Annotated in this window: 23 protein-coding genes; 10 read left to right on the plus strand and 13 right to left on the minus strand. The window is 61.9% G+C overall.

Translation table 11 applies throughout. The annotated features are described in order from the left end of the window. The first annotated feature begins 18 nt into the window (after window positions 1-18). Together G5149_RS19425 and nfuA are read left to right on the plus strand one after the other, a co-directional pair. Window positions 19-747, plus strand: a complete 729-nt coding sequence (locus G5149_RS19425; protein WP_421213408.1) for a ComF family protein — start codon at window positions 19-21, stop codon at window positions 745-747. Window positions 748-827: 80 nt separating this feature from the next. Next, window positions 828-1406 carry a Fe-S biogenesis protein NfuA gene (nfuA, locus tag G5149_RS19430; protein WP_005340636.1) on the plus strand — a complete coding sequence of 193 codons (579 nt, stop codon included), beginning with the start codon at window positions 828-830 and terminating at the stop codon, window positions 1404-1406. A gap of 69 nt (window positions 1407-1475) precedes the next feature. On the opposite strand, the gene gpsA is transcribed toward nfuA, so the two are convergent. From gpsA to G5149_RS19445, 3 genes are read right to left on the minus strand one after another with little or no spacing between them, the layout of a single operon-like run. Then, complete coding sequence (gene gpsA / locus G5149_RS19435; protein ID WP_005356865.1) at window positions 1476-2480, minus strand: NAD(P)H-dependent glycerol-3-phosphate dehydrogenase; 1005 nt, start codon at window positions 2478-2480, stop codon at window positions 1476-1478. A 2-nt stretch (window positions 2481-2482) separates the two neighbouring features. Beyond that, window positions 2483-2953, minus strand: coding sequence for a protein-export chaperone SecB (gene secB, locus G5149_RS19440; protein WP_042054222.1), 471 nt, complete (start codon window positions 2951-2953; stop codon window positions 2483-2485). Between the two features lie 50 nt (window positions 2954-3003). Beyond that, a complete protein-coding gene (locus G5149_RS19445; RefSeq protein WP_005340640.1) occupies window positions 3004-3435 on the minus strand; it encodes a rhodanese-like domain-containing protein in 432 nt (143 codons plus the stop codon). A gap of 246 nt (window positions 3436-3681) precedes the next feature. Here G5149_RS19445 and gpmM point away from each other — a divergent pair, with 246 nt between their 5' ends. Together gpmM and envC are read left to right on the plus strand one after the other, a co-directional pair. After that, window positions 3682-5211, plus strand: coding sequence for a 2,3-bisphosphoglycerate-independent phosphoglycerate mutase (gpmM, locus tag G5149_RS19450; RefSeq protein ID WP_005356867.1), 1530 nt, complete (start codon window positions 3682-3684; stop codon window positions 5209-5211). Window positions 5212-5220: 9 nt separating this feature from the next. Then, window positions 5221-6573 carry a murein hydrolase activator EnvC gene (gene envC / locus G5149_RS19455; RefSeq protein ID WP_421213409.1) on the plus strand — a complete coding sequence of 451 codons (1353 nt, stop codon included), beginning with the start codon at window positions 5221-5223 and terminating at the stop codon, window positions 6571-6573. 133 nt (window positions 6574-6706) lie between these two features. Here the strand turns inward: envC and G5149_RS19460 are convergent, their stop codons facing one another. After that, window positions 6707-7357 carry a Qnr family pentapeptide repeat protein gene (locus G5149_RS19460; RefSeq protein WP_421213411.1) on the minus strand — a complete coding sequence of 217 codons (651 nt, stop codon included), beginning with the start codon at window positions 7355-7357 and terminating at the stop codon, window positions 6707-6709. An 89-nt stretch (window positions 7358-7446) separates the two neighbouring features. Between G5149_RS19460 and G5149_RS19465 the strand changes: the two genes are divergently transcribed. Beyond that, window positions 7447-8454, plus strand: a complete 1008-nt coding sequence (locus G5149_RS19465) for a substrate-binding domain-containing protein (RefSeq protein ID WP_106844209.1) — start codon at window positions 7447-7449, stop codon at window positions 8452-8454. Between the two features lie 84 nt (window positions 8455-8538). Here G5149_RS19465 and G5149_RS19470 read toward each other — a convergent pair whose 3' ends face one another. The 3 genes from G5149_RS19470 to G5149_RS19480 are packed head-to-tail and all read right to left on the minus strand — an operon-like array spanning window position 8539 to window position 11492. Next, window positions 8539-9180, minus strand: coding sequence for a bifunctional 4-hydroxy-2-oxoglutarate aldolase/2-dehydro-3-deoxy-phosphogluconate aldolase (locus G5149_RS19470; protein WP_005342660.1), 642 nt, complete (start codon window positions 9178-9180; stop codon window positions 8539-8541). Window positions 9181-9189: 9 nt separating this feature from the next. Next, a complete protein-coding gene (gene edd / locus G5149_RS19475) occupies window positions 9190-10986 on the minus strand; it encodes a phosphogluconate dehydratase (protein WP_265776195.1) in 1797 nt (598 codons plus the stop codon). After that, on the minus strand, window positions 10983-11492 hold the full coding sequence (locus tag G5149_RS19480) for a gluconokinase (RefSeq protein WP_005340649.1): 510 nt from the start codon (window positions 11490-11492) through the stop codon (window positions 10983-10985). The genes edd and G5149_RS19480 overlap by 4 nt, the downstream gene beginning before the upstream one ends. Before the next feature lie 245 nt (window positions 11493-11737). On the opposite strand from G5149_RS19480, the gene gntU reads away from it, so the two are divergent. The 4 genes from gntU (at window position 11738) to G5149_RS19500 (ending at window position 19098) form a co-directional block, all read left to right on the plus strand. Further along, a complete protein-coding gene (gntU, locus tag G5149_RS19485; protein WP_005355418.1) occupies window positions 11738-13078 on the plus strand; it encodes a gluconate transporter in 1341 nt (446 codons plus the stop codon). 150 nt (window positions 13079-13228) lie between these two features. Then, window positions 13229-14578, plus strand: coding sequence for a CDP-diacylglycerol--serine O-phosphatidyltransferase (gene pssA, locus G5149_RS19490; protein WP_421213412.1), 1350 nt, complete (start codon window positions 13229-13231; stop codon window positions 14576-14578). 189 nt (window positions 14579-14767) lie between these two features. After that, on the plus strand, window positions 14768-16837 hold the full coding sequence (gene recG, locus G5149_RS19495; RefSeq protein WP_421213414.1) for an ATP-dependent DNA helicase RecG: 2070 nt from the start codon (window positions 14768-14770) through the stop codon (window positions 16835-16837). 143 nt (window positions 16838-16980) lie between these two features. Continuing rightward, complete coding sequence (locus tag G5149_RS19500; protein WP_216979708.1) at window positions 16981-19098, plus strand: AsmA family protein; 2118 nt, start codon at window positions 16981-16983, stop codon at window positions 19096-19098. Window positions 19099-19152: 54 nt separating this feature from the next. On the opposite strand, the gene G5149_RS19505 is transcribed toward G5149_RS19500, so the two are convergent. Beyond that, entirely contained in the window at window positions 19153-20061 is a 909-nt protein-coding gene (locus tag G5149_RS19505) for a bifunctional GNAT family N-acetyltransferase/hotdog fold thioesterase (protein WP_139477767.1), read from the minus strand. A gap of 51 nt (window positions 20062-20112) precedes the next feature. On the opposite strand from G5149_RS19505, the gene G5149_RS19510 reads away from it, so the two are divergent. Beyond that, on the plus strand, window positions 20113-20793 hold the full coding sequence (locus G5149_RS19510; RefSeq protein WP_204382781.1) for a spermidine synthase: 681 nt from the start codon (window positions 20113-20115) through the stop codon (window positions 20791-20793). On the opposite strand, the gene dtd is transcribed toward G5149_RS19510, so the two are convergent. The 5 genes from dtd to G5149_RS19535 form a co-directional block, all read right to left on the minus strand. After that, window positions 20782-21219 carry a D-aminoacyl-tRNA deacylase gene (dtd, locus tag G5149_RS19515; RefSeq protein ID WP_337073732.1) on the minus strand — a complete coding sequence of 146 codons (438 nt, stop codon included), beginning with the start codon at window positions 21217-21219 and terminating at the stop codon, window positions 20782-20784. The two genes, G5149_RS19510 and dtd, sit on opposite strands and share 12 nt — an antisense overlap. Before the next feature lie 85 nt (window positions 21220-21304). Continuing rightward, window positions 21305-22177 carry a virulence factor BrkB family protein gene (locus G5149_RS19520; protein ID WP_005340664.1) on the minus strand — a complete coding sequence of 291 codons (873 nt, stop codon included), beginning with the start codon at window positions 22175-22177 and terminating at the stop codon, window positions 21305-21307. A 176-nt stretch (window positions 22178-22353) separates the two neighbouring features. Next, window positions 22354-23595 carry a malic enzyme-like NAD(P)-binding protein gene (locus G5149_RS19525; RefSeq protein ID WP_421213417.1) on the minus strand — a complete coding sequence of 414 codons (1242 nt, stop codon included), beginning with the start codon at window positions 23593-23595 and terminating at the stop codon, window positions 22354-22356. A gap of 254 nt (window positions 23596-23849) precedes the next feature. Next, entirely contained in the window at window positions 23850-25076 is a 1227-nt protein-coding gene (locus G5149_RS19530; protein WP_100652317.1) for an aromatic amino acid transporter, read from the minus strand. Between the two features lie 168 nt (window positions 25077-25244). Then, complete coding sequence (locus tag G5149_RS19535; protein WP_337073734.1) at window positions 25245-26678, minus strand: DUF2867 domain-containing protein; 1434 nt, start codon at window positions 26676-26678, stop codon at window positions 25245-25247. Window positions 26679-26723 lie beyond the last annotated feature (45 nt).

Consider the following 26723-nt stretch of genomic DNA (forward strand, 5'->3'; position numbering starts at 1 on the left):
CATGCTCTTGGGGTCAGCATGTTAAAGCGACTGCTCGCTAAAGCAAGCCCGCTGCTCGGCAGCCATGCCGACTGGCAGGGGAGCTGCATCCTCTGTCATCAGCCTTGTGACAACGAGCCCCTGCTCTGCAGCTGGTGCCGGCAGGCGCTGCACCAGTCACAGCCGAGATGCCGCCTCTGCGCCGCACCGCTGGCTGACTATATAGAAAAGAGCATACCGGTCTGTGGTCGCTGCCAGCGCAGACCTCCCCCCTGGGAGCGGTTGCAGGTGATCGGCGACTACCAAATCCCCTACCCCATGCTGATCCCCCGGCTTAAATATTCCGGCCAGATCCTGCTGGCGCCGCTACTGGCACGCCTCTTGGCCGATCATCTCGATAGCCGCGAGCCGCCGGAGGCGATCATTCCGGTTCCCCTGCACTGGTGGCGGCTGTGGCGGCGCGGGTTCAATCAGGCGGAGGAGATCGCGCAAGCCCTTGGCGAGTTCACCGACATTCCCTGCGACAACACCCTGTTGCAGCGCATCAAGGCGACCCCGCAACAAACAACCCTGAGCGCCGGGCAGCGGCGGCGCAATCTGCGCGGGGCATTCCGGATCCGCCCCCACCACTATCGCCATGTCGCCCTGCTCGATGACGTCGTGACCACAGGCGCCACCGCTGGTCAGCTCAGCCGTTTGCTCCATGAGAGCGGCATCACAAAGGTGGAAGTGTGGGCGATCTGTCGTACCCTGCGGCACAGCAAGTAGCCATCGGCATGCTACCCAAGCATTAATAACCGCGTTATCATGAATACCCTAGTCGTACACTCAGGTTTATGAGGATAGTGATGATCAGCATTTCCGACGCCGCCCAGGCCCATTTCCGTAAACTGCTGGAAAAACAGCCTGATGGCACCAATATCCGGGTGTTTGTGGTCAATCCGGGAACCCAGAATGCCGAGTGTGGCGTATCTTATTGCCCACCCGATGCCGTGGACCCGGAAGATCAACACCTGCCCTTCAGCGGCTTCGACTGCATGGTCGATCCCCTGAGCGCCCCCTTCCTGGTGGATGCCACCATCGACTTCGTGACCGATCAGATGGGCTCCCAGCTCACCCTGAAAGCACCGAACGCCAAGATGCGTAAAGTGGCCGACGACGCGCCGCTAATCGAGCGCATCGAGTACGTGTTGATGTCCGAAGTGAACCCCATGCTGGCCGGTCACGGTGGCAAGGTAACCTTGGTCGAGCTGACTGAAGACAAACTGGCCATCCTGCAGTTTGGCGGTGGTTGCAACGGTTGCTCCATGGTCGATTACACCCTGAAAGAGGGGATCGAGAAGCAGCTGCTGGAGAAGTTCCCGGGTGAGCTCAACGGTGTGAAAGACGCCACCGAGCACCAGCGCGGCGACCACTCTTACTACTGATTTGCAGCCCTTGCAGCAAAGAAAAGGCCCCGCCATCTGGCGGGGCCTTTTGCATGGGTAATCGGCAGATTACTCGTCCTTCTTGTCTCGCGACAGCAGGGCGATGGCCGCCTCTTTCGGGTTCTTACCCTCGTAGAGCACCTTGAAGATCTGCTCGCAGATGGGCATCTCGACGCCGCAGCGGGCCGCCAGCAGATGCACCTCTTTGGTGTTGCGATACCCCTCCACCACCTGACCGATCTCGGTCATGGCGGTGTTCACATCCTTGCCAGCCCCGAGGGCCAGCCCGAAGCGACGGTTGCGCGACTGGTTGTCGGTACAGGTGAGCACCAGATCCCCGAGCCCCGCCATCCCCATAAAGGTTTTGGCATCGGCACCCAGCGCCGCACCCAGACGCTGCATCTCTACCAGACCCCGGGTGATGAGCGCGGTTCTGGCATTGGCGCCAAACCCGAGCCCGTCGGAGAGACCGGCACCGATGGCGATGACGTTCTTCACCGCCCCACCCAGCTGCAGACCGACGAAGTCCGGATTGGTATAGACCCGGAAGGAGCGGCCACAGTGCAGCAGATGGGAGAGATCGTCGGCGAACTCGTCGTGAGTCGAGGCGACCGAGATGGCGGTCGGCAGACCGGCAGCCAGCTCCTTGGCGAAGGTGGGGCCGGAGATCACCGCCAGCGGTATCTCGTCACCCAGCACTTCACGGGCCACATCCTGCAGCAGACGGCCACTGTCCGGCTCCAGACCCTTGGTGGCCCAGGCGATACGGGTATCGGGGCGCAGGAAGGGTTTGATCCGGGTCAGCACATCGCCAAATACATGGCTCGGCACGACCAGCAGCAGCACGGGGGCAGCCTGTACCGCACGTTGCAGATCCGCAGTTAGCTGCAGATCAGCAGGAAAAGGGACATCAGGCAGAAAAGCCTTGTTGCAGCGGTCTTGTTCCAGCTCGGCGACATGAGCGGGGTCGTGACCCCACAGCAGGGTCGGATGACCGTTGCGCGCCAGAGAAATGGCAAGGGCGGAGCCATAAGACCCCGCCCCCAAGACCGAGATAGCGATCTGGTCAGCCATTATCAGGCTTCCGCAGTCGCCTGCTGGGCCTGTGCTTGCGCCATGTGCTGGGCAAACAGGGCATCGAAGTTGACCGGTGCCAGGTTCAGCTGCGGGAAGGACCCCTTGCTCACCATGTTGGCCACGGCTTCGCGGGCATACGGGAACAGGATGTTCGGGCAGAAGGCAGCCAGGCAGTGAGCCAGTTGCGGCTCCGGCAGGTTACCGATGGTGAAGATACCAGCTTGCTGTACTTCGCACAGGAAGGCGGTTTCGGTTTCCAGTTTGCAAGTCACGGTCAGGGTCAGGACAACCTCGTACACGCTCTCAGCCAGGATGTTGGTCTTGGTATCCATATCCAGCTTGACGTCCGGCTGCCACTCTTTCTGGAAGATGTGTGGGGTGTTCGGCGCTTCGAAAGAGACATCCTTGGTGTAAACACGCTGGATGTGGAATTCCGGTTGTACTTCCTGGTTGTTGATCTCGTCAGCCATTTCGTTTGATTCCTTGTTATATGGATAAGTGGGCTCAGGCCCTGCTTAAATCAGCGTTTCTTGGTTACCGGCAGATTTTCTGCACGCCATTGGGCCATGCCACCGCCGAGCACATAAACCTGCTTGAAGCCAGCTTTGCTCAACTGACGGCCCGCGCCGCCCGCAGTCATTCCCGACTCGCACACCACTATGATGGGGGCATCTTTATGCTTTTCAACCGGGCCCAGATTATTGCTCTGGATCTGGGTCAGCGGCAGGTGCTGGGCACCGGCCAGATGGCCCTTGGCATACTCTTCCTGACTGCGAATATCCACCACGGTGGCATTCTCGCGGTTGATCAGCAGGGTCGCGGTGTGATTGTTGACGGTTTTTACCGGAGACAAACGGGCACGCACAGTGGTGTAAACCAGGGTGCCAGCCAGACCCAACCAGGCTGCGGTCAGCAGCGGGTTACGGGCCGCAAAATCCAAATACTCTTGCATCTTCTACTATCCAGGGACCAAGACAAGGGCCCGAGTATACATGGGGGTATTGATAAGATCAGCCATCTTGGCGGCAAAGCGCGAGCAGGCTCCCATCATCATTGGGCAGCGAGCATGGCAGGAAGGGCGTGGCTTGCGGGGCCGCGGGAGCGCCCCTTGGCTATCAGGTGACTATTTCGGCAGATGTAGTAATATTACGCTAGTTTCATTTCCCGCATTTTTTCCAATCCGAGAGGACATAGTCTTATGTCAACAGCTAAGAAACCTTTGGTTCTGGTCATCATGGACGGTTGGGGCTACAGCACCAAGCAAGAGCACAACGCCGTCGCTGCCGCCAAGACTCCCAACCTCGATCGTCTGGCCCGTGACTACACCAGCACCCTGATCTCCGGCTCCGGTCTGGACGTTGGTCTGCCTGATGGCCAGATGGGCAACTCCGAAGTGGGTCACGTCAACATCGGTGCCGGTCGCATCGTCTATCAGGAGCTGACCCGCATCTCCAAAGACATCCAGGATGGCGAATTCTTCCAGAACGTCGAGCTGGCCAAGGCTGTTGACGCTGCCGTCACCAACGGCAAAGCCGTTCACATCATGGGCCTGATGTCCCCGGGTGGCGTACACAGCCACGAAGAGCACATCATGGGCATGATCGAAATGGCTGCCAAGCGTGGCGCCGAGAAGATCTACCTGCACGCCTTCCTGGATGGCCGCGACGTTCCGCCGCGCTCCGCCCAGTCCTCCATCGAGCTGTTCGATGCCCTGTTCGCCAAGCTGGGCAAGGGTCGTTTCGCTTCCATGATCGGCCGTTACTTCGCCATGGACCGTGACAACCGCTGGGATCGCGTGCAGCAAGCCTATGACCTGATGACCCAGGGCAAGGGCGAGTTCACCGCCGAGAGCGCCACCGAAGCGCTGGCTGCCGCTTATGCCCGCGATGAGAACGACGAGTTCGTCAAAGCCACCCGCATCGGCGAAGCTGCCCCGATGGAAGATGGCGATGCGCTGATTTTCATGAACTTCCGTGCCGACCGTGCCCGTGAAATCACCCGCGCCTTCGTTGACACCGACTTCACCGGCTTCGCCCGTGCAGTCGAGCCGAAACTGAACTTCGTGATGCTGACCGAATACGCGGCCGACATCAAAACTGCCTGTGCCTACCCGCCGACCGCTCTGGTCAACACCCTGGGTGAGTGGCTGGCCAAGCAGGGCAAGACCCAGCTGCGCATCTCCGAAACCGAGAAGTATGCTCACGTCACCTTCTTCTTCAACGGTGGCGAAGAGTCTTGCTTCACTGGCGAAGATCGCGAGATCGTGGCCAGCCCGAAAGTGGCGACCTATGACCTGCAGCCGGAAATGAGCTCCGAAGAGCTGACCGACAAGCTGGTTGCGGCCATCAAGAGCGGCAAGTACGACGTCATCATCTGTAACTACCCGAATGGCGACATGGTTGGTCACACCGGTGTGTTCGATGCCGCAGTCAAAGCCTGTGAAGCCGTTGACCACTGCATCGGTCGCGTCACCGACGCCCTGGCCGAAGTGGGTGGCGAGTGCCTGATCACTGCCGACCACGGCAACGCCGAGAAGATGCTGGACGAAGAGACTGGTCAGGCCCACACCGCCCACACCAATCTGCCGGTTCCGCTCATCTATTTCGGTCGCAAAGCCGAGGTAGTTGAAGGTGGCAAACTGTCCGATCTGGCCCCCACCATGCTGACCCTGATGGGTCTGCCGGTGCCGCCGGAAATGACTGGCAAGCCCCTGATGATTCTGAAATAATCCTTCCCCATGCGGGGATGCGAAGTTATTTCACAGAAAACCAGTCGCGTCGGCCTGTTGGCCGGCGCGCTGTTTTTTTGCCTGTCGTTTGGCGCCAGCAAACCGGCTTTGGCCGCCAATCAGCAGCTGGGGACCATGCAGTCCCAGATCAAGGAACAACAGCAGACCATCAAGCTCAGCAAGCAGGAGCTTGCCAAGCTCAATACCCAGCTCAAGGCTGATGAGCAGGCCATCTCGGCCGCCGCCGCCAAACTCAACCAGACCAGGCAGCAGTTGAAGCAGAACCAACAGACGCTGGCGACCCTGCAAAAAGACAAGCTGGCGCTGGAAGTTCAAGCCAAACATCAAAAGCAGTTGCTGGCCAAACAGGCGGAGAGCGCCTTTCAGGCGGGCAACCACGACTACCTCAAACTGCTGCTCAATCAGCAGGATCCGGCCAAACTGAGCCGCTCCCTCGACTACTACGACTACCTCAACAAGGCCCGCATCGAGGCCATCGACGCCCTGCGCGCCACCCGCGACAAGCTGGCGAAAAACCAGCTGGCCACCAAAGAGACCGAAACCAGACTGCAGACCCTGCTTGCCGAACAGCAGGAGCATCACCAGACCCTGCTGGCCAGCCAGCAGAGCCGGGCCAAGGTGCGCAACCAGTTGCAGCAGTCGGTGCAGGATGACGAGCAGAAGCTCACCAAGCTGGTCAAGGCGGAGAAGGCGCTGAAAGCCCGGCTGGAAGAGCTGCGTCGCAAGCGGGAAGAGCAGGAGCGCCGTGAACGGGCCGAGCGGGAACGGCTGGCCAAGCTGAAAGCGGAGCAGGAGCGTCAGCGCAAGCTGGCTGAACAGCGCCGCGCCGAGCAACAACGACTCGCCGCCCAGCAGAACAAAACCGTCAAACCGGCAGAACCGGCCGACGAGGTAGCCAGCAGCAAACCGGAACGCGGCTCGGGCATCAGCAGTGCCGGTCACTACAGTGGTCTCAAGACCAATGGCAGCCTGCGCTGGCCGGTACAGGGGCCGATCCTCATCTCCTACGGTTCACCGCGCACCGCCCAGCTCAAGTGGAAAGGCACCCTGATCGGCGCCAGCGAAGGGACCCAGGTCAAGGCGGTCGCGCCGGGACAAGTGGTCTACGCCGACTGGCTCGACGGCTTCGGTATGCTGCTGGTGATCGACCACGGCAAAGGCTATATGAGCCTCTACGGTCACAATCAGTCGCTGCTGCGCCAAGTTGGCCAGAACGTGGAACAGGGTGAGCCGGTGGCGCTGGTCGGTGACAGTGGCGGTCAGGACAGACCTGGCCTCTACTTCGAAATTCGCTATCAGGGCGAGGCCATCAACCCAACCAAATGGCTGGCCAAGGGTTGAGTCAACCCGGCCGACAAACGCATCACACGCTCACTAGCAAAAGCCTGCATCACGCAGGCTTTTGTCGTTTCAGGAGTACAGCAACCCGCTGTCGCTCCCATTTGATGAAAAATTACCTAATTTTTCGCTCGGCTCAGGGGAAGACAACCAGACCCATCTGCTCCAGCAAGGTCTGCTGCTGATCCTCGTTGATCTGCACCCCTTGCAGATCGACCCGGCGCAGATCCAGCCCCGGCAGGTCGCACTGGCGCAGATCGCAGCCCTGCAGCTTGAAGCTGGTCCAGTCAATCTGGCCAAACTCGGAGCCGCTGAGATCGGAACCCGCCAGCGAGGCACCAAACAGGTTGGCCCCCAGCCAACGGTTGCCGGTCAGCTCGCACTTCTCCAGCAGACAGCCCTCGAAGCTGGCGTAGCTGAAGTTGTTGCCGGTCAGATGGGCCTCGCAGAAGTAGCTTTTGGCGGTGATCTGGTTGGCGAAGCTGGCGTGGCCGAAGTTGATACCGACCGCCTGACAGTCGCGCATCTCCAACCCCAGACACTGGCTACGGCTGCAATCGGCCATGGTGAGATCGCAGCGCAGGAAGCTGGCCTCGCGCAGATCGCAACCCTGCAACAGGCAGCCCCGTTCACTCTCCCGCTCGTAGAAGCTGCAGTCGATGAAGCGGCTATCGCTCAAATCCAGCCAGGAGAAGTTGCAGCCGATAAAGCGGCACTCCGAGAACTGCTCCCCCTCCACATCCTGTTGCTCGAACCGGACATCCACGAACTGCTTGCCTCTGATCATCGGAAAACTCCTGCAAAAACGGCTTCATATGCTGACTTTATCCGCCAAAAACGGTAATGTTACATGTAACATTTACGCTGGACACCCCTATGAGCCCCACCCGCAAGCGCCGCCCCACCCTGCAAGATATCGCCGACCAGACCGGCGTAACCAAGATGACTGTCAGCCGCTATCTGCGCGACCCGCAGACCGTAGCGGAGGGGACCCGCGAGCGGATCGCAGCTGTAGTGGAAGAGCTGGGTTATATCCCCAATCGGGCGCCGGATATTCTCTCCAACGCGACCAGCAAGGCGATCGGCATCCTGATCCCCTCACTTTCCAACCAGGTATTCTCGGCGGTGATCCATGGCATCGAGTCGGTAACCCGACCGGCCGGTTACCAGACCTTGCTGGCCCACTACGGCTACAGCCCGGAGCGAGAGGAGGAGCAGGTCGCGTCCCTGCTCTCCTATCACGTGGATGGGCTGATCCTCTCCGACAGCCAGCACACAGAGCGCACCCGCAAGATGATCGCCACCGCCGGCATTCCGGTGGTGGAGACCATGGATCTGCCGCAAACCCCCATCGACATGGTGGTCGGCATGGACCATAGAGCCGCGGCCCGGGCCATGGTAACAGAGATGCTGCACCGGGGCCGACGCAAGGTGGTCTATCTGGGAGCGCGGCTCGACGTGCGTACCCAGCTGCGGATGGAGGGTTACTATCAGGCGATGACCGACTTCGGCCTCACCGGCCAGCATCTGCTGACCGAACAATCCTCCAGCTTCACTCTGGGAGGCGAGCTGCTGGATCAGGCGCTGGTACGCTATCCCGACCTCGACGGCCTGTTCTGCACCAACGATGACCTGGCGGTGGGTGCCCTGCTGCAGTGTCAAGCCAAGTGGATCCCGGTGCCCCAGCAGATCGCCATCGCCGGTTGCAACGCTCTCGACATCGGCCACGCCATGACCCCCAAACTGGCCAGTATCGCCACCCCGCGGGAAGCGATCGGTCGGGAGGCGGCCACCATGCTGCTGGCGCGTCTCAGCGGCCAATCCCAACCCGACACCCGCAAGGATATCGGCTTCTCCCTCTATGTCGGGGAGAGTCTGGGGTAATCCCTTCCCTCACCCACTTAAGTCACGCTGATAGCAAACAGGCCACCCGAGGGTGGCCTGTTTGGTTTTCTGCACAACTGAGGCTTAACGTTTAACCAGCTCAACCGCTTCGCGGGAGAGGCGGGTTACCTCCTCCCAGTTGCCGCTCTTGACCGCATCGGCCGGCAGCATCCAGGAGCCGCCGACAGTGGCAACGCACTTGAGCGCCAGATAGTCGGCCACGTTTTTCGGGCCGATACCGCCGGTCGGGCAGAACTTCACCTGGGGCAGCGGGGCGGCAATGGCGGAGAGCGCCTTGGTGCCGCCGTTCGCTTCGGCCGGGAAGAACTTCAAATGGTCATAGCCTGCTTCCAGCGCCTGCATCACTTCAGACGGAGTAGCCACACCCGGGATCAGCGGTGCAGTGCTCTTGGCTGCGTGAGCCAGCAGGGCCGGAGTCATCCCCGGGGAGATGACGAAACGGGCACCGGCAGCGACGGCGGCGTCAAACTGCTCGCAGTTGAGCACGGTACCGGCACCAACCATGGCATCCGGCATCGCCTTGGCGATGAGGGCGATGGCATCGAGCGCCACCGGGGTGCGCAAGGTGATTTCGAAGACAGAGATGCCGCCGTCGAGCAGCGCCTTGGCCATCGGCAGGGCCTGATCCAGCTCGTTGATAACCATCACGGGTACCAGCGGGGAGGCGGCAAACACCTCGGCCGGGGTCACTTTCCAGTTCTGCATAGCTCTTCCTTAGTCAAAGATGGTAGCGCCACACTCGGCGCTCGATACCGCGCGACGCATCACGCTGAACAGTTCACGGCCCCACCCCTCTTGTTCCAGAGTGAGGTCAATCTCGGCCTGGGTACGGCCACTCAAATCGGTCAGGCAGTCGAGGCTGCCGTTTACCGCATCAACCCGCAGCAGGTCGCCGTCGGCCAGCAGGCCGATGGCCCCGCCGTGCAGCGCTTCCGGGGTGACGTGGATGGCGGCCGGGATCTTGCCGGAGGCACCGGAGAGACGGCCATCGGTGACCAGCGCCACCTTGTAACCCGCCTTCTGCAGGTTGCCGAGCACCGGCATCAGCTTGTGCAGCTCCGGCATACCGTTGGCGGCCGGGCCATTGTGGCGCACCACGATAACGGCATCCTGATTGAGATCGCCCGCCTTGTAGGCCGCTTCCACCGCATGCTGGGAGGAGAAGACCCGCGCTGGTGCTTCAATCACCCGATACTCGGGAGCCACGGCGGAGACCTTGACCACGGCGCGGCCCAGATTGCCCGCCAGCAGCTTGGTGCCGCCGGTGGCCTGGAACACGCTACCGGAAGGCGACAACACGCTCGCGTCGCCGCTCTCGCCCACCGGCTGCCATACCAGCTGGCCATCGACCAGTGCCGGACGGCTGAGGTAATCCTGCATCTCGCCAAAGACCGGAGTGGCATCCATGTGGATCAGCCCCTCTTGCGCCAGACGGCGCATCAGGCCGGGCACGCCGCCCGCCTGTTCGAAGGCGTTGACGTCGGCCGGGCCGTTCGGGTACATGCGAACCAGCAGCGGCACCACGTCGGAGAGATCGCTGATGTCATCCCAGGTCAGTACCAGACCGGCCGCGCGGGCCAGTGCCACCATATGGATGCTGTGGTTGGTGCTGCCGCCGGAGGCGAGCAGGGCCACCAGACCGTTGACCAGCGAGCGCTCATCCAGCACCTCGCTCAACGGGCGATAGGCCGGGGAACCCGGGATCATGGCGCTGATACGACGGGCCGCTTCGGCGGTCAGGGCGCGGCGCAGCTCGCTATGCGGGTGCACAAAGGCGGAGCCCGGCAGCATCAGGCCCATGGCCTCGAACACCAGCTGGTTGGTGTTGGCGGTGCCGTAGAAGGTGCAGGTGCCTGCTGCGTGGTAGGCGCCGCACTCCATCTCCAGCAGGGCATCGCGACCCACTTCACCGGCGGCGTACTTCTGACGCACCTTCACCTTCTCGTCGTTGCTGATGCCGCTCGCCATGGGGCCGGCAGGAACAAATGCCGTCGGCAGGTGAGCGTGGGAGAGGGCCCCCATGATCTGACCCGGAGCGATCTTGTCACAAATGCCGAGCAGCAGGGTGGCGTCGAAGGTGTTGTGAGAGAGCGACAGCGCGGTCGCCTGGGCGATTAGGTCGCGGGAGAAGAGGGACATGTCCATTCCCGGCTGACCCTGGGTCACGCCATCGCACATGGCGGGCACGCCGCCGGCGACCTGGGCGCTGTGGCCCAGCTCGGCCAGTACCGCCTTGATCTGATCCGGATAGCCCTGATAGGGCTGGTGTGCGCTCAACATATCGTTGTAGGCGGTGACGATGCCGACGTTGGCGCGGGTCATATCGAGAATGCGACCCTTCTCGTCACTGCTGCAGGCGGCCACGGCGTGGGCCAGGTTGCCGCAGGCCAGCGCGGCGCGGGTCTTGCCCTGCTCTGCCTGACGCTGGATGCGGGCCAGAAATGCCTGACGACGGGCGATACTGCGCTCGCGGATGCGGGCGGTGACGTCGGAAATTACCTGATGAATCATTGGGCTTGCTCCAATGCTGTGACGGCGCGGTCAACCACCTGTTCGAAGGTGCCGTCGATATCAATGTGGAATACACCGGCTTCGCCATCCGGGCGCTCCAGAGTATCGAACTGACTTTGTACCATGCTTTCACGCATGAAGTGGCCCTTGCGGGCACGCATCCGCTCGAGGATCAGCGGCTGGCTGCCATCGAGGAAAATGAAGCTGACCGACTCGTTGCCTTCGCGGATCTGGTCGCGGTACTTCTTTTTGAGGGCGGAACAGACAATGATGCCGGTCTCGTTCTTCTGCTCGAGACTGTAGGCGGCGTCGCGGATCCGCTCCAGCCAGGGGGCACGATCCTCATCGTTGAGGGGGTTGCCGCCAGCCATCTTCTGGATGTTGGCCTTGGGGTGCAGGTCATCACCATCGATGAACTTGGCGCCCAGCGCTTCGGCCACTTTCAGACCCACGCTGGATTTGCCGCTACCACACACACCCATCACGATAATGCACTTACCCGCCATAATTTGACCTCTGTCCCACTTTTCAAAAAACCAGCTGTTGATGGGTTCTAATCTAACACGTTACCGGTAACATGTTACCGGTAACGATTGAAAATGTGAAGTCTGCCACAGACTGAGCAAACCCATAGTCACCTGGGCATATGATGTTGAGCCCTTGCCATAAATCTAAATAAATCATAAAGATATGGTTTGCCGACGGATCGGCAAGGTGTCACGACTGAACTTGGAAAAAGGAACGCATAACAATGTCTGACCTCTCCCTGATCATGACAGCCGCCGGCTCGATTGTGCTGCTGCTCTTCCTGGTGATGAAGGCCCGGCTCCACGCCGTGGTAGCCCTGATCCTGGTCTCCATGGTGGCGGGTCTCGCCGCTGGCATGAACCCGGCCGACATCGCCAACACCATCCAGAAAGGGATGGGTGGCACCCTCGGTTTCGTCGCGGTAGTGGTGGCGCTGGGCGCCATGTTCGGCAAGGTGATGGAAGTGACCGGTGCCCTCGACCGGGTGGCTCACACTCTGCTCGGCAAGTTCGGCGTCAAGCGCGCCAACTGGGCCATGGCCCTGACCGGCTTTGTCTGCGCCCTGCCGCTGTTCTTTGACGTGGCCGTGGTGCTGCTGATCGGTGTCGCCTTCGCCATCGTCCGTCGCGGCGGCGGCAGTGTGGTGAAGATCGGTATCGCCCTGCTGGCCGGTATCGCCACTTGCCAAGCCTTCCTTATCCCGGCGCCGGGCCCGATCCTGGTGGCATCCCAGCTGGGTGCCGACTTCGGCTACATGATCCTGTTCGGCCTGATCGCCGCCGTGCCGGCGCTGATCCTGGCTGGCCCGCTGTTCGGTGACTTCATCAGCAAGATCGTCGATGTACCGCTGCCTGCCGATGCCCAGAACAGCGTCCACGATGACAGCAAATCCCTGCCCTCCTTCGGGCTGGCCATGGGCCTCATCGGTCTGCCGCTGCTGCTGATCGGCCTCAAGACCATCGTCGGTCGTTTCGTCGAGGCGGGCTCCACCCTGCACAACTGGCTGGAGTTCATCGGTCACCCCTTCACCGCCATCATGGTCGCCTGTCTGGCCGCCTTCTATCTGCTGGGTATTCGCCGCGGCATGTCCCGTGACGAGGTGATGAGCGTCTGCAACAGCGCCATCCAGCCGGCAGGCGTCATCATTCTGGTGACCGGTGCCGGTGGCGTGTTCAAGCAGGTGCTGGTTGATTCCGGCGTGGGTGCCGCCCTTGGCAACATGCTGGCCGACTCCGGTCTGCCCATCGTCGCGCTGGCCTTCATTCTGGCCGCTGCGGTACGGGTGATTCAGGGCTCTGCCACCGTCGCCATGCTGACCGCCTGCGGTCTGGTGCTGCCGATGCTGGAGCCGCTCGGCCTGAACGGTGCCCAGCTGGCGGCCGTCACCATCGCCATCGGCGGCGGTGCCATCGTGCTCTCCCACGTCAACGACTCCGGTTTCTGGCTGGCGAACCGCTACCTCGGCCTGACCGAGAAGCAGACCCTGCAGACCTGGACCGTGATGGAAACCATCATCGGCACCACCGGCGGCGTGATGGCGATGATCATCTACAGCTTCCTCTGACAAGGGCGAAATGCTGACAAAAAGGCCTCACTCGTGAGGCCTTTTTCATCTTTCTGATGATTCTTTCTTTGGCTGAGAGGGCGAGATTGCTAGAATCGCCTATTCATCGCTCCGAGTGGAACGCTTAACCCCGTGATTTCAGGTTTATCTATGCATTCATCGGCCCATTATCGACAACTGCTGGCGCGCCTGCCCCAGATCGCCGTCGCAGCGGATCAGTTTGAAGTGCTCTATAGCGCCCAGGATTTCAAACGCCGCATTCTTGCGCTTATCGCCAGTGCCACCCGGCGCATCAATCTGGTCGCGCTCTATCTGCAGGATGACGAAGCGGGCCGGGAGATCCTCTCCGCCCTCTACGCAGCCAAGCAGCGCAATCCGGCCCTCGACATCAAGCTGTTCGTCGACTTCCACCGTGCCCAGCGCGGCCTGATCGGCAAAGGCAAGCAGGGCGGCAACCACCTGATGTACCAGGCCATGGCTGCCGAACACGAGCACCAGATCGAAATCTACGGCGTGCCAGTCAAGGGGCGCGAGCTGCTCGGCGTGCTCCACCTCAAGGGCTTCATCTTCGATGATGTGGTGCTCTACTCCGGCGCCAGCCTCAACGACATCTACCTGCACCAGCAGGATCGCTACCGCTTCGATCGCTATCACCAGATCACCAGCCCGGAGCTGGCCCGCAGCATGGTCAACTATGTGGATGACCTGTTCGTGAAGAGCGACGCGGTGCAGCGACTGGATCACAGCGATATCCCCAGCGCCAAACAGCTGAAGGGGCCGATCCGCCGCTTCAAGCAGAACCTGCGCCAGAGCCAGTACCGCTTCAGCACCATGCCGGTCAACACCCAGGAGGTGGCCGTCACCCCCATGGTGGGTCTGGGCAAGCGCAACAATCAGCTCAACCTGATGATCCGCAATCTGGTGCGCGCCACCGAGCGGGAGATCTTTATCTGTACCCCTTACTTCAACCCGCCCAAGGAGTTGAGCAAGGATATCGAGGATCTGCTGCAGCGCGGTTGCAAAGTCACCATCGTAGTGGGCGACAAGACCGCCAACGACTTCTTCATTCCGCCGGAAGAGAAGTTCTCCACCATCGGTGGCCTGCCCTATCTCTACGAGACCAACCTGCGCAAGTTTGCCGAGCGCAACCAGCGTCACATCGACGACGGTCGCCTCAACCTGATGCTCTGGTGTTGCGAGCGCAACTCCTACCATCTCAAGGGGATCTTCGTGGATGACGAGTGGGCCCTGCTCACCGGCAACAACCTCAACCCCCGCGCCTGGGCGCTGGATCTGGAGAACGGCCTGCTGGTGCACGATCGTCGCCACCTGCTGCGTCCCCAGTTCAACGCGGAGCGGGAGAACATCCTGACCAACACCAAGCGGATCAGTCACTTCGATCAGGTGGAACAGATCCAGGACTACCCGGAACAGGTGCGCAAGCTGCTGGGACGGATCCACCGGGTCAAGGCGCATCTGCTGCTCAAGCGGATCATCTGACCCCGGGGCGCGCAGCGCCCACCCAGCCCAACGGCAATCAGACCAAGGCCTTCCGTTTTCGGCAGGCCTTTGTTATATCCGCCATCTCCCCCGCGTTGGCGACCCAACCAGCAGCAACTCGGCTTGCATCGGCCCCTCAACAACCCCTATCATCTGGACATATTTACAGTGTTTTCGGGCATCTAATTGATGAAATTGGATAAAATTCCTCTCGACAGCCTCAAGGGTGTCGGCAGCAAGATGCAGGAGAAGCTCGAGCGGCTGGGACTGACCACGGTACAGGATCTGCTGTTCCACCTTCCCCTGCGCTACGAGGACCGCACCCAGGTGTGGCCCATCGGCGATCTGCCGCCCGGCCTGCACGGCGCAGTCGAGGGCGAAATCCAGGACACTCAGCTGGTGATGGGGCGCCGCCGCATGATGGTCTGTCGCATCAGCGATGGCACCGGCACCCTCACCCTGCGCTTCTTCAACTTCACCGCCGCTCAGAAAAACAGTCTGGCGGCGGGCCGCCTGATCCGCTGTTTTGGCGAGGTGCGCCCCGGCAAATACGGGCTGGAGATGGCCCACCCCGAGTACAAGCTGCTCGGCGAGGAGCAGGCCGGTCAGACCGAAGAGGCGCTCACCCCCGTCTACCCGACTACCGAAGGGCTACGCCAGCTCACCCTGCGCAACCTCACCGATCAGGCGCTGGCCCAGCTCGACCTCTATGGCGTGGAGGAGCTGCTGCCCGCCGGCCTCTATCCCCACCAGATTGAACTGGCCGCCGCCCTGAAACTGCTGCATCGCCCGCCCCCATCGGTAGCGCTGCCGCTGCTGGAAAGCGGCCAACATCCGGCCCAGCAGCGACTGGTACTGGAGGAGCTGCTGGCTCACAATCTCTCGGTACTCAAGGTACGTGCTCAGGCACAAACCCAGCTGGCCCGCGCCCTCAAACCGGCGCCTGCGCTGGTCGAACAGCTGCTCGGCGCCCTGCCGTTCAAGCCCACCGGCGCCCAGAGCAGGGTGGTAGCCGAGATAAGCAAGGATCTGCAACAGAGCCACCCCATGATGCGGCTGGTGCAGGGGGATGTGGGCTCCGGCAAGACCCTGGTCGCAGCGCTGGCCGCCCTGCAGGCCATCGGCAACGGCTGTCAGGTGGGCCTGATGGCGCCGACCGAACTGCTGGCGGAACAACACGCCATCAACTTCGCCAAGTGGCTGGAGCCGCTCGGCATCGGAGTCGGCTGGCTGGCGGGCAAGCAGAAAGGCAAGGCACGGGAGGAGGCGCTGGCCGCCATCGCCGATGGCAGCGTCAAGATGGTGGTGGGCACCCACGCCATCTTTCAGGAGCAGGTGGTGTTCCAGCGTCTGGCGCTGGTCATCATCGATGAACAGCACAGATTCGGGGTGCATCAGCGCCTCGCCCTGCGCGAGAAAGGGGAACGTGAGGGGGTGCATCCCCATCAACTCATCATGACCGCCACCCCCATCCCCCGCACCCTGGCGATGACAGCTTATGCCGACCTCGACACCTCGGTGATCGACGAACTGCCGCCGGGCCGCACCCCCATCACCACAGTCGCGCTGCCCGACAGCCGTCGCGGCGACGTGATCGAGCGGGTCAAACTCGCCTGCACCGAGGGCAAGCAGGCCTACTGGGTCTGCACCTTGATCGAGGAGTCGGAGGTGCTGGAGTGTCAGGCCGCCGAGGATACCGCCGCCGAGCTGCAAAACCTGCTGCCCGGCCTGCATATCGGGCTGGTACACGGCCGGATGCGGCCGGTGGAGAAACAGCGGGTGATGGAGGAGTTCAAGGCAGGCATACTGCAACTGCTGGTCGCCACCACCGTCATCGAGGTGGGGGTGGATGTGCCCAACGCCAGCCTGATGATCATCGAGAACCCGGAACGGCTCGGGCTGGCGCAGTTGCACCAGCTGCGCGGTCGGGTTGGCCGGGGAGCGGTGGCCTCACACTGCGTGCTGCTCTATCATGCCCCCTTGTCCAAGACGGCCCAGAGCCGGCTCGGGGTGCTGCGGGAAACCAACGACGGCTTCCTCATCGCCCAGCGCGATCTGGAACTGCGCGGCCCGGGGGAACTGCTCGGCACCCGCCAGACCGGTCTGGCCGACCTCAAGATCGCTGATCTGGTGCGGGATCAGCCGCTTATTCCACAGGTGCAAAAAATGGCGCGCTTCCTGATGGATAGGCATCCGAGTCATGTCGAACCCTTGATACGGCGCTGGCTCGGCTTACGGGATCACTATTCCAATGCCTGATCGAGGTAGATGCAGAAAATGGACACATGTCCTCATGGATAGGCATCCAAGCCATGTCGAACCCTTGATTCGCCGTTGGCTCGGTCTGCGAGACCACTACTCAAACGCCTGACAACACATCCCAAAACAGGAGGAAAGCACCCATGAATTCCTGGCTACGCGGCCTGCTCTACACCTTCGCCTTCCTGCTGCTGTTTGTCTGGGTTGCCCTCGGCCTGTTCGACGCCGAGCGCGCCAAAGGCCCCATCGCCAGCTGGATCAGCCAGCAGACCGGCGTGCCGGTCACCATAGGGCGACTGGTGTTCAACCCGCTGCACCCCTACACCCTGCTGGCGGAGCAGGTGCGTTACGGCGATGCGGTCTCCCTAGACAAGATCTATCTGGAGGTCGAGAGCATCGACTGGCTGAGCCGCGACGTGCGCATCGCCCATCTCGATCTCATTCGCCCCGCCATCAAGCTGCCGCTGCCCAACCAGCTACCTAGCCTGCCGGTGCACTCCCTCACCATCAGCGACAGCACCATAGACAGGCTCAGTCTGGAGAGCCCCGAGCTGACCCTGCGTGGACTCAATGCCACCCTGAGTGACTGGGAGCTGATCGACCCGAAACGGCAACCACAGGCCAACCTGAGCCTCAATATCGGCCAGCTGGAGACTCCGCAGTTCACCTTCGCCCGTCTCAACCTGCAAGGACGGCTGGAAGGAGAAGTGCTGCGCACCGACAAGCTGGTGACCAACCTGTTTGACGGTCTGCTGGAGACCGGCATGGTGCTGGACTGGCCCGCTCGCACCCTGCAACTGCATGACCTCAAGGCGCGCGGCATGCGGGTCGAGCTGGGGGATCTGACACAGCAAGGCTTCCCGCAGCGCTTCCCGTTGCAAAGCGTATCGCTGGATCGTGGTCAGCTGGACGGCGTCAGCCTCAACGACATCAATCAGGAACTCTCCTTCAACAACTTCAGCGGCCAGCTCACCGCCTTCAACTGGCAGGCGGGCAGCCAGCCCACCGGCTATCTGAGCGGCACCCTGGGCGACATGGGCCGTGGCCTGTTCCAGCTGGAGGAGATCAAGGGCAAGCTCGCCTTCTCGCCCCAGCAGATCGACGGCGAACTGCAGGGCAAGGCCTATGAAGGGGAGTTCAATGTCGAGCTCTCCCTCGATAGCCAGCAGCAGAAGCTGACCCTGAAAGACGTGGCGCTGAGCGGCATGGATATCAGCCTGCCGCAAGGGTGGTGGCAGGATTGGCAGAGCTGGCGCCCGCAGCAGGTCGATATCCGCAAGCTGGCGTTCGACAAGCTCAAGGTGCTCTCCTTCGACGATACCCTGCCCCTGTCGCTGACCGGCTGGCAGCTCTATCTGAGCGATCTCGCCCTGCGCGATAACCAACCCGGCCCGCTGCTCGGCCGTGCTCGTATCGAGAGCAAGTGGTTCGAGCTGGTGTGGGATGGCCTCAGCGCCCGCAACGGCGAACTGTATGGGGAGCTGACCCCCAGCTCCTGGCAACTGGGCAAGCTCACCAGCTCGCTGCCGGATGAGGGCTCCCTCAGCCTGAGTGGCCAGTGGGGCCGCGAACCGGGCCAGAGCAGCCGCCTCCAACTGCAGGCGACCAAGCTGGATCTACAGCAATGGGGCAAGCTATTCCACTCCCCGGTCTCCTTTGCCGGCAAGGCGGACGTGAGCGCCGACCTGCAAGCCGAACACGGCAAAACGGCGGGCGAGTGGCGCCAGACCCTGCAGGGCAGCTTTGCCCTCGATGCCGACGAGCCGTTCTGGGACAAGGTAAAGATAGATCCGCTGCTGGATGAGTGGTTCAAGGGAGCGACCCCGCCCACCCTGACGCCGGAACAGCTGTGGCAGGCGATGCAGGAGGGTGACACCCCCTTCTACCGCATCAAGCTGCAGGGCAAGATCGACAAGGGGCAACTACAAGTCGAGCAGGCTGGCGCCTCCACCATCACCCATCTGCTGGCGCTGCAAGGTGGGATCGATCTGGTCAACGAGCAGTGGCAGCTGGATCTGGGGATCCTCAACGGCAACCGCTGCGCCGAGCTGCTCGGCCAGTGGCGCGGGCCGTTGACGGAACCCACGCTGGCCTGGAGCTTCCCGCAGAAGCAGGACTCTTGCGGCTGGGAAGTGGGAGTACGCTATCCGCCGCAAGGCAACAGCGCCCCGCTCTGGCGACCGGCTCCCGCAACGAAAGCCCAAAACCAGGCCCAAGTGCAGACCCAAGCCGGGCAGACAAGCGACAGCCAACAAGGGTAAAAACAGACAAGGCCTCATGATGAGGCCTTGTTGTTTGATGGGGAAACGACGCGGTTACTGGCCCGGACGGCGGGGCGGCTGCACCACATAGTGACCGCAGAACTCCGCCGCCAGCTTGCTGCCGCTGAACAGCTGGATCTTGAGGCTGAAGGTGGCAGGCTCCCCCCGTTTGAGAGGCTGCAGCACAGCGGGCATCCCCTCGCGGGCTACTCGCGCCTCCGGCTCCTCATCGACCGGGCCATGATATTTGATGGAGCTCTCGGCCAGCACCGGCTCGCCCACCAGCCCCTCCTCTTTAAGCTGCAACCAGATCAGCCCCCAGCCTGCCAGCACGCACTGGCTGTAGACACTGCCGGCGAACATGCTGCCATGCACGTTGAAGTTGGCCGCCAGATTGGCCTTGAGGTGGAAGGTCTGGCCGTCGTAGTGGCTGATGTGCATCCCCATCTTCTCACTGATGGGTACCCCGCGCGACCAGCGGGTGGTGAGATCCTGACACCACTCCGGGCGGTACTGGATAGTCTGCAACGGGCTCAGGGATTTGATCATCTGGCGATGGGGAATCCGGCCGAAGGAGACGGGGCCGCCCCCCACTTCGAGAAAGCCACACTTGCGATAGAACTCCACCGCCTCCTGGCGGGCGTTCATCACCAGCCGTTTCACCTTCTCGCTGCGGGCCAGCTGCTCGAGATCCTCCACCATTTTGGCGCCCAGCCCCTGGCCGCGATATTCGGGACGCAGCGCCATAAAGCGGATCTGCGCCTCGTCACCGCCGATAAAGAGGCGGCCCACAGCGATGGGAGTACCATCGGGAGCCAACATCAGACGGTGAATGGCGACCGTATCGTATTCGTCCCGCTCGGAACCGACGGGCAGATTGAAGGGCTTACGCAGAAGCTCCCAGCGCAACTGGTAGTAGGCATCCAGCTCGGCGACTGTCTGAGGGGTGACTACCCGGTACATAGTTTCATCCTTGAGTTACACTGGTCGGAAACCATCTTGCCGTGCAAATTCATGGACTTCAATCTGCAAGCGTACCAAGCCGATCACTTGTTGCACCTCAGCGTCAAACCCCAGCGCCGCCTCACGGTACAGGAAAATGACCAGCACCGCTGGCTGGAGATAGACGGCGTGGTGCAATCCGCCATGTCGCTCGCCGACCCCGCCGCCCTCTGTCTGCCTCATCAGCGGGTCATCGCCTGCCTGCTGCCGGAACAGGCCGGGCAGATCCTCGAACTGGGGCTGGGTGGCGGCGATCTCACCCGTCATCTGAGCCTGCGCTGGCCCTCGGCCCGCCACGAGTGCGTTGACATCGACGAAGAGGTACTGACCGTTTATCAGCAGTTTTTCCAGCATCAGGCACACGATGGGCAAGCCGTTCCGACACTCCATCAGGCCGATGCTCTCGCCTTTCTGGAGCAGAGCGAGCAGCAGTACGACCTCATCCTGCTCGATCTCTTCAGTCAGGATGGCAACCCGCTGCTGCTGTTTCAGGAGCGGCTCTACCGGGCGCTGGCACCCCGGCTGAACGGCACTCTGGTCATCAACCTGTTGCCGCGCACCGAACTGGAGCTAACCCACGCCCTGACGCTGATCGAGCAGTTGATTGGCCCGGCTACCCCCTATCCGGTCGCAGGGCTCATCAACGTGATCGTCCACGTCATACCGCGGGATCAGGCATCCTCAGACCTGTAGCCAGAAGGTGACCGGGCCGTCGTTGACCAGCGCCACCTTCATGTCGGCGGCAAAACGCCCGGTTGCAGTCGGGATGCCGCTGGCGGCGGCCCTGGCCACGAAGTAGTCATAGAGGCGTTCGGCCTCGCTCGGGTGGGCACCGCAGGAGAAGCTCGGGCGCATCCCACTCTTGGTATCGGCCGCCAGGGTGAACTGGGAGACCACCAGCAGGCTGCCGCCGATCTGGCCGACATTGAGGTTCATCTTGCCGTTCTCGTCACTGAAGACCCGATAGCCGCTCACCTTGTGCAGCAGTTTGTCGGCCTTGGCCTCATCATCCCCCTGCTCCACCCCGAGCAGTACCAGCAGCCCCTGACCGATGGCGCCGGTCACCTCCCCCTCGACAGTCACGCTGGCCTCGCTGACCCGCTGAATCAATGCAATCACATCCCTCTCCTTTGAAAACAGAACGACCGCCCCTCGCAGGGGCGGTCGTCGATGCTACCAATAAACCGGTGGCCAAGGCGATGGCTTAGCCCAGCTCCTCACTCGCCGGTTTCTCGTATTCGCCGAGGCAGGCCGTGGTTTCAGCCCCCAGCAGCACCACCAGCCAGCTGAGATAGACCCAGACAAACAGGATCGGGATGGTGGCCAGCGCGCCGTAGATGGCCTGATAGGAGGGGAAGTTGGTGATGTAGATGGCAAAGCCGCGCTTGGCCAGCTCGAACAGGGTCGCAGCTACCAGCGCACCGATAAAGGCGTGGATCAGCCGCACCTTGCAGTTCGGCACCACGGTATAGACCAGCAGGAAGGTGAGCACCGAGAAGAGGAACGGCAAACCGCGCAACAGCAGATAACCGATACCGAACAGGCTCTCGGCGCCAAACAGCCGCAGCGAGAAGATATAGGAGGAGATGGCGATACTGGCCCCGATAAGCACAGGCCCCAGGGTCAGGATCATCCAGTACATGGCAAAGGCCTGCGCCAGCGGGCGGCCCTGGGTCGAACGCCAGATGTAGTTGAGGTTCTTGTCGATGGCGGAGATCAGCATCAGCGCCACCACCACCAGCGCCCCGATCCCCACAGCCGTGGTGTTGGTGGCATTGGCGACGAAGCCGTCGATGTACTCCTTGAGCATATCGCCCGCAGTCGGCACAAAGTTGTGGTAGACGAACTGCTCCATCGCCTGCTTGAGGCTCTGGAACACCGGGAAGGCGGACATCATGCCAAAGACCACGGCGATCATCGGCACCAGCGAAAGCAGGGTGACATAGGCCAGATAACCGGCGGTGACCGTCAATCTGTCCTGTTGGAAACGGCCCCAGACAAACTGGGCAAAGTGGCGACCATCATGGCGCAAGAAGGAGAGGGCGTGGGCCAAACGGCCGCTGACAGGCTGCTGCATCTTGATTCTCGTTAGCGTCATAGTGGCAATATTGTGTCAGAGGAGAGCGCTGTTTGACCACCTTTGAACCCGATTTGCCTCCATCTGCCCCAACCTGTCACCCGGCTGGCGTCTCTGGCTGTCGTCAGAAACAGAAATAAAAACGGCCCCGCTATGGGGCCGTTTGCAACACCGGATTACAGCATGTAGTCCGCGGGCAGCTCGATGCGGGCAACGCCGGAGGCCACCGCCGCCAGCGCCACGGCGCGGGCTACGCGCGGCAGCAGACGGGCATCCATCGGCTTGGGAATGACGTAATCCTTGCCGAAGGCCAGCTCGCTCACCCCGGCGGCGTTCAGCACTTCGGCCGGCACCGGCTCCTTGGCCAGCGCGCGGATCGCCTCGACCGCAGCAATCTTCATGGCATCGTTGATGCGGCTGGCGCGGGCATCGAGGGCACCGCGGAAGATGAAGGGGAAGCAGAGCACGTTGTTGATCTGGTTCGGGTAGTCGGAGCGACCGGTCCCCATGATGAGGTCGCTGCGCACCCCGTGGGCCAGCGCAGGCTTGATCTCCGGATCCGGGTTGGAGCAGGCGAAGATCACCGGATTGGGCGCCATCAGGGCGACCGCTTCGGCGGGCAGCACATCGGGGCCGGAAACACCGACAAACACATCCGCCCCTTCGATGACATCCATCAGGGTGCGCAGCGGGGTCTCGTTGGCGAAGCGCTGCTTGTACTTGTTGAGATCGCTGCGGCCGGTGTGGATAACACCCTGACGATCCAGCATGAAGATGTTGTGCACCCTGGCGCCACACTTGATCAGCAGGTCCATGCAGGCGGTAGCGGCTGCCCCCGCCCCCATGCAGACGATGCGGCTGTCGCTGATGAGCTTGCCCTGGATCTCCAGCGCATTGAGCAGACCGGCGGCGGTGACGATGGCGGTACCGTGCTGGTCATCGTGGAACACCGGAATGTCGCAGCGCGCGATCAGCTCTTCTTCAATCTCGAAACACTCCGGCGCCTTGATATCTTCCAGATTGATGCCACCGAAGGTATCGGCGATGGCCGCCACCGTGTCGATAAACTGCTGGCTGGTCTCGTGCTTCACCTCGATGTCGATGGCGTCGATGCCGGCAAAGCGCTTGAACAGCAGGGCCTTGCCCTCCATCACCGGCTTGGAAGCCAGCGGCCCCAGATTGCCCAGACCCAGAATGGCGGTGCCGTTGGAGATGACGGCCACCAGATTGCCCTTGCCGGTATAGCGATAGGCATCGGCCGGGTTGGCGGCGATCTCGCGCACCGGCTCGGCAACACCCGGGCTGTAGGCCAGCGCCAGATCGCGGGCGGTTTCGGCAGGCTTGGTCAGGGCGATGGCAATTTTGCCCGGTACGGGCTGGGCGTGGTAATCGAGTGCTTCTTGACGCAGATCGGACATGGGGGACCCCGATGTGGTTGGTGCAAATGAGGTGCCGACAGGGGGCACGCAGAAGGGCGGGGATCATAAAAGAAAGCGGTGGGCATGCCCAGCAGATCATGCTGCCGCCAGCCAGATCAGATCAGTTCTTTCAGCACCTTACCCCACCCACACCTACCACTTTAGTTATAGATCCTGCCATGTGGGGTAAAAATGGCGCAAAAAGGGCGGCAAGTTGGCCTTGCCGCCCTTTCTGTCAGTGCTGTAGACCTGACTCAGTTGCCCAGATAGACCGGCAACAGATTTGCCATCGACAGGAAGTGGAACAGCGCGGTCGCCAATCCGAACAGGATCAGCAACCAGGCCATCAACTTGCCGCCGGGGGTAACGAAGTGGGGTGTCACTTCGCCCCGCTCGGCCCGTGCCCGGGTGCGCAACACCAGCAGTGCCGGGATGATGCAGGTCCAGATGGTGGCGGCGGCACCGGCATAGCCGATGGCCAGCAGGAAGCCAAACGGGAAGAGCAGGGAGAGCAGCAGCGGCGGCAGGAAGGTGACCGCCCAGGTCTTGCAGCGACCGGCGCGGCTGTTATCGAACTTGAACAGATCAGCCAGATAGTCGAACACCCCGAGCCCCACTCCGATAAAGGAGGAGAGGATGGCCGCCATGGAGAAGCCGTTGATGGCGCTGGCCACCTTCTCCGATTCGATCACCCCTGAAAGCGCAGAGAGCAGCACGCTCACGTCTCCTCCCTTGGCAATCACGGGAGCAAAATCCTGACGGGGCAGGTTGCCGAAGATCCCCAGCAGCCAGAGCACGTAGAGCGCCAGCGCGATCAGGGTTCCCCCCAGAATGGCCCATCTGGCCTGCTGCTCGTTCTGGTAATAGGCACGCAGGGAGGCGACCGAGTGGTGATAGCCGAACGAGGTGAGCGCCACCGGCAACATCGCCATGGCATAGGGGGCGTAGCGACTCTCGCTGCCCGCCAGATCGAGCAGGGTCGGCAGCTTGATACTGCCGAGCAGACCGGCCACACCGAGAGCGAAGCTGAGGATCATGAAGGCGATCAGCACCACCGAAATACGGTCAACGGCGCGGGTCGAGTGCCACACCACCGCAGAGAAGAGCGCCACAAACAGCACGGATGCAAGCTTGCTGTCGATCCCCAGAATGCCCTGCAGGATGGCACCGGAGGAGGTGATATAGGCGTAGAGCAGAATGCCGCCAACAAAGTAGACCGAGAGGTTGTTGAGGAGATTGAGCTTCTCCCCCAGCAGCTCGCGAGTCACGGTATTGAAGGAGACCCGCATATCGTGGTGCTGGAAGGATTCCAGCAACATCCAGCCGGAGAGGGTCATCATCACCATGGTGACAGTCAGCGCCAGCACCGACCAGAGGGTCCAGGCCCCCGCCCCCGAACTTGGCAGACCGAGCATGCCGGCTCCCACGCAGACGCTGGCAATGATGCAGGCGCCCCCCAAAATTGACGGTTTTTTCTTCATAATCCCTTCTTTTTCTGACTGATTATCTATCCGCGGTAAACAAGACCGCGGCATGATGCCAGCCTTTGCCATGAGACGCCTACCACTATCTGCCATAACCGGGCATGGCCGCCGCATAAAAAGTGCCCCAAACGGGGCACTTTTTATGCGGGAATGATGTGAAGAGGGTTAATCCATCACCGGGATACCTGCCCTCGCTTCGGCCTGGCGGGCGATGGCTTCTGTCATCCCCTGAAAAATGAAGAGGTGGAACGGCAGCATGGCGAGCCAGTAGGCCAACCCCCAGGCGCCCTGCGGGTGCCAGTGAGCGGTGACCCGGATGCGGGTCAGACCCGACTCCTCCGGCAGTATGTTGAACTCCAGCCGCCCGACGCCCGGAGCCTTCATGTTGAACAAGAGATCGAGCCTGCGCCCCTCATCCACCCCAAGGATCTGCCAGGAGTCAAGCATGTCCCCCTTCACAAAGCGATCGGGATTGCTGCGGCCACGGGTACGGGCCGGACCGCCGATCAGGTGATCCATCCATTCGCGCACCACCCACAACTCGTTCATGTAGAAATAGCGCTGCTCACCCCCCAGCTGCTGCAACACCTGCCACACCACCTCGGGAGAGGCAAGGCAGATGGCCTCGCCGCTGGCGGTACGGTCATAGAAACCATATTCGGGATGGCGCCAGCGCAGGCCGAGCGGCGTCTCCTGCCCCTGCTGTTCGGCACCCAGCTTCTGCTCCAGCGCCAGACTCTCCGCCAGCGCCTCGTCGAAGCTGAGCAGGGTCTGGGGCAGCAGGGCCCGCAGCGGGCCATCATCGGCCGGAATATCGTGCTTGAGACCCCCCACCAGCGCCTTGGCCACCGGCTGAGGCACCGAGGTGACGAACTGCAGCCACCAGGCGGAGAGGCGCGGACTCAGAAACGGGATGGGAATGATGGGGCAGCGCTTGCCGATATGAGCGGCGAACTTCTGCAACTGCTGTTGATAACTGAGCAGTTCTGGGCCGACCGCATTGAAGATGCGGCCATCCACCTCGTCGGCTTCCACCAGCCCGCCCAGATAGTGCAGCAGGTTGGAGAGGGCTATGGGGGGCGTGCGCGAGCGCACCCATTTGGGCGTCACCATCATCGGCAGGTTGAACACCAGATCCCGCATCACCTCGAACGCCGCCGAACCGGGCCCGATGATGATGCCGGCGCGCAGCTCTACCGTCGGTACGCCGGAGTCACGAAATAGCTCGCCACAGTAGCGTCGGGAGTTGAGATGGCGGCTGTTGCACTGCTCGGGCTGGATTGCCCCGAGATAGATGATGCGGCGCACCCCGGCGGCACGGGCGGCGGCAGCGAAGTTCTTTACCCCCTGCTGCTCCAGCCGGTGAAAATCGGCCCCCGCCCCCATGGCATGCACCAGATAGAAGACGGTATCGATGCCCGCCAGCGCAGGCAGCAGGGTGATGGGCTTTAGGCTGTCGGCGAGGCGAAACTCGACCCCCTCCGGCAAGCGGCAGGGACGTCGCGCCCCGGCAATCACCTTGTAGCCGAGGGTCTGCAGGTGGGGTACCAGATAGGAACCGATATAGCCTGCCGCTCCCATCACCAGACAATTTCTCATGTAATTCTCCCTATCCTCACCGATGCCGCTTGTCAGCCAGAGTGC

The organism is Aeromonas sp. 600479 (assembly GCF_049175515.1).
Classification (GTDB): Bacteria; Pseudomonadota; Gammaproteobacteria; order Enterobacterales; family Aeromonadaceae; genus Aeromonas; species Aeromonas veronii_A.

What these genes read in the sequence shown, in the direction of transcription:
- G5149_RS19500 (WP_216979708.1), top strand. Translation starts at nt 16,981, where the DNA reads ATGAATTCCTGGCTACGCGGCCTGCTCTACACCTTCGCCTTCCTGCTG.
- G5149_RS19445 (WP_005340640.1), bottom strand. Translation starts at nt 3,435, where the DNA reads ATGCAAGAGTATTTGGATTTTGCGGCCCGTAACCCGCTGCTGACCGCA.
- G5149_RS19525 (WP_421213417.1), bottom strand. Translation starts at nt 23,595, where the DNA reads ATGTCCGATCTGCGTCAAGAAGCACTCGATTACCACGCCCAGCCCGTA.
- G5149_RS19465 (WP_106844209.1), top strand. Translation starts at nt 7,447, where the DNA reads ATGAGCCCCACCCGCAAGCGCCGCCCCACCCTGCAAGATATCGCCGAC.
- G5149_RS19520 (WP_005340664.1), bottom strand. Translation starts at nt 22,177, where the DNA reads ATGCAGCAGCCTGTCAGCGGCCGTTTGGCCCACGCCCTCTCCTTCTTG.
- G5149_RS19460 (WP_421213411.1), bottom strand. Translation starts at nt 7,357, where the DNA reads ATGATCAGAGGCAAGCAGTTCGTGGATGTCCGGTTCGAGCAACAGGAT.
- G5149_RS19510 (WP_204382781.1), top strand. Translation starts at nt 20,113, where the DNA reads ATGGACTTCAATCTGCAAGCGTACCAAGCCGATCACTTGTTGCACCTC.
- edd (WP_265776195.1), bottom strand. Translation starts at nt 10,986, where the DNA reads ATGATTCATCAGGTAATTTCCGACGTCACCGCCCGCATCCGCGAGCGC.
- nfuA (WP_005340636.1), top strand. Translation starts at nt 828, where the DNA reads ATGATCAGCATTTCCGACGCCGCCCAGGCCCATTTCCGTAAACTGCTG.
- envC (WP_421213409.1), top strand. Translation starts at nt 5,221, where the DNA reads ATGCGGGGATGCGAAGTTATTTCACAGAAAACCAGTCGCGTCGGCCTG.
- pssA (WP_421213412.1), top strand. Translation starts at nt 13,229, where the DNA reads ATGCATTCATCGGCCCATTATCGACAACTGCTGGCGCGCCTGCCCCAG.
- G5149_RS19505 (WP_139477767.1), bottom strand. Translation starts at nt 20,061, where the DNA reads ATGTACCGGGTAGTCACCCCTCAGACAGTCGCCGAGCTGGATGCCTAC.
- G5149_RS19535 (WP_337073734.1), bottom strand. Translation starts at nt 26,678, where the DNA reads ATGAGAAATTGTCTGGTGATGGGAGCGGCAGGCTATATCGGTTCCTAT.
- G5149_RS19530 (WP_100652317.1), bottom strand. Translation starts at nt 25,076, where the DNA reads ATGAAGAAAAAACCGTCAATTTTGGGGGGCGCCTGCATCATTGCCAGC.
- G5149_RS19470 (WP_005342660.1), bottom strand. Translation starts at nt 9,180, where the DNA reads ATGCAGAACTGGAAAGTGACCCCGGCCGAGGTGTTTGCCGCCTCCCCG.
- G5149_RS19480 (WP_005340649.1), bottom strand. Translation starts at nt 11,492, where the DNA reads ATGGCGGGTAAGTGCATTATCGTGATGGGTGTGTGTGGTAGCGGCAAA.
- gpmM (WP_005356867.1), top strand. Translation starts at nt 3,682, where the DNA reads ATGTCAACAGCTAAGAAACCTTTGGTTCTGGTCATCATGGACGGTTGG.
- secB (WP_042054222.1), bottom strand. Translation starts at nt 2,953, where the DNA reads ATGGCTGACGAGATCAACAACCAGGAAGTACAACCGGAATTCCACATC.
- gntU (WP_005355418.1), top strand. Translation starts at nt 11,738, where the DNA reads ATGTCTGACCTCTCCCTGATCATGACAGCCGCCGGCTCGATTGTGCTG.
- gpsA (WP_005356865.1), bottom strand. Translation starts at nt 2,480, where the DNA reads ATGGCTGACCAGATCGCTATCTCGGTCTTGGGGGCGGGGTCTTATGGC.
- recG (WP_421213414.1), top strand. Translation starts at nt 14,768, where the DNA reads ATGAAATTGGATAAAATTCCTCTCGACAGCCTCAAGGGTGTCGGCAGC.
- G5149_RS19425 (WP_421213408.1), top strand. Translation starts at nt 19, where the DNA reads ATGTTAAAGCGACTGCTCGCTAAAGCAAGCCCGCTGCTCGGCAGCCAT.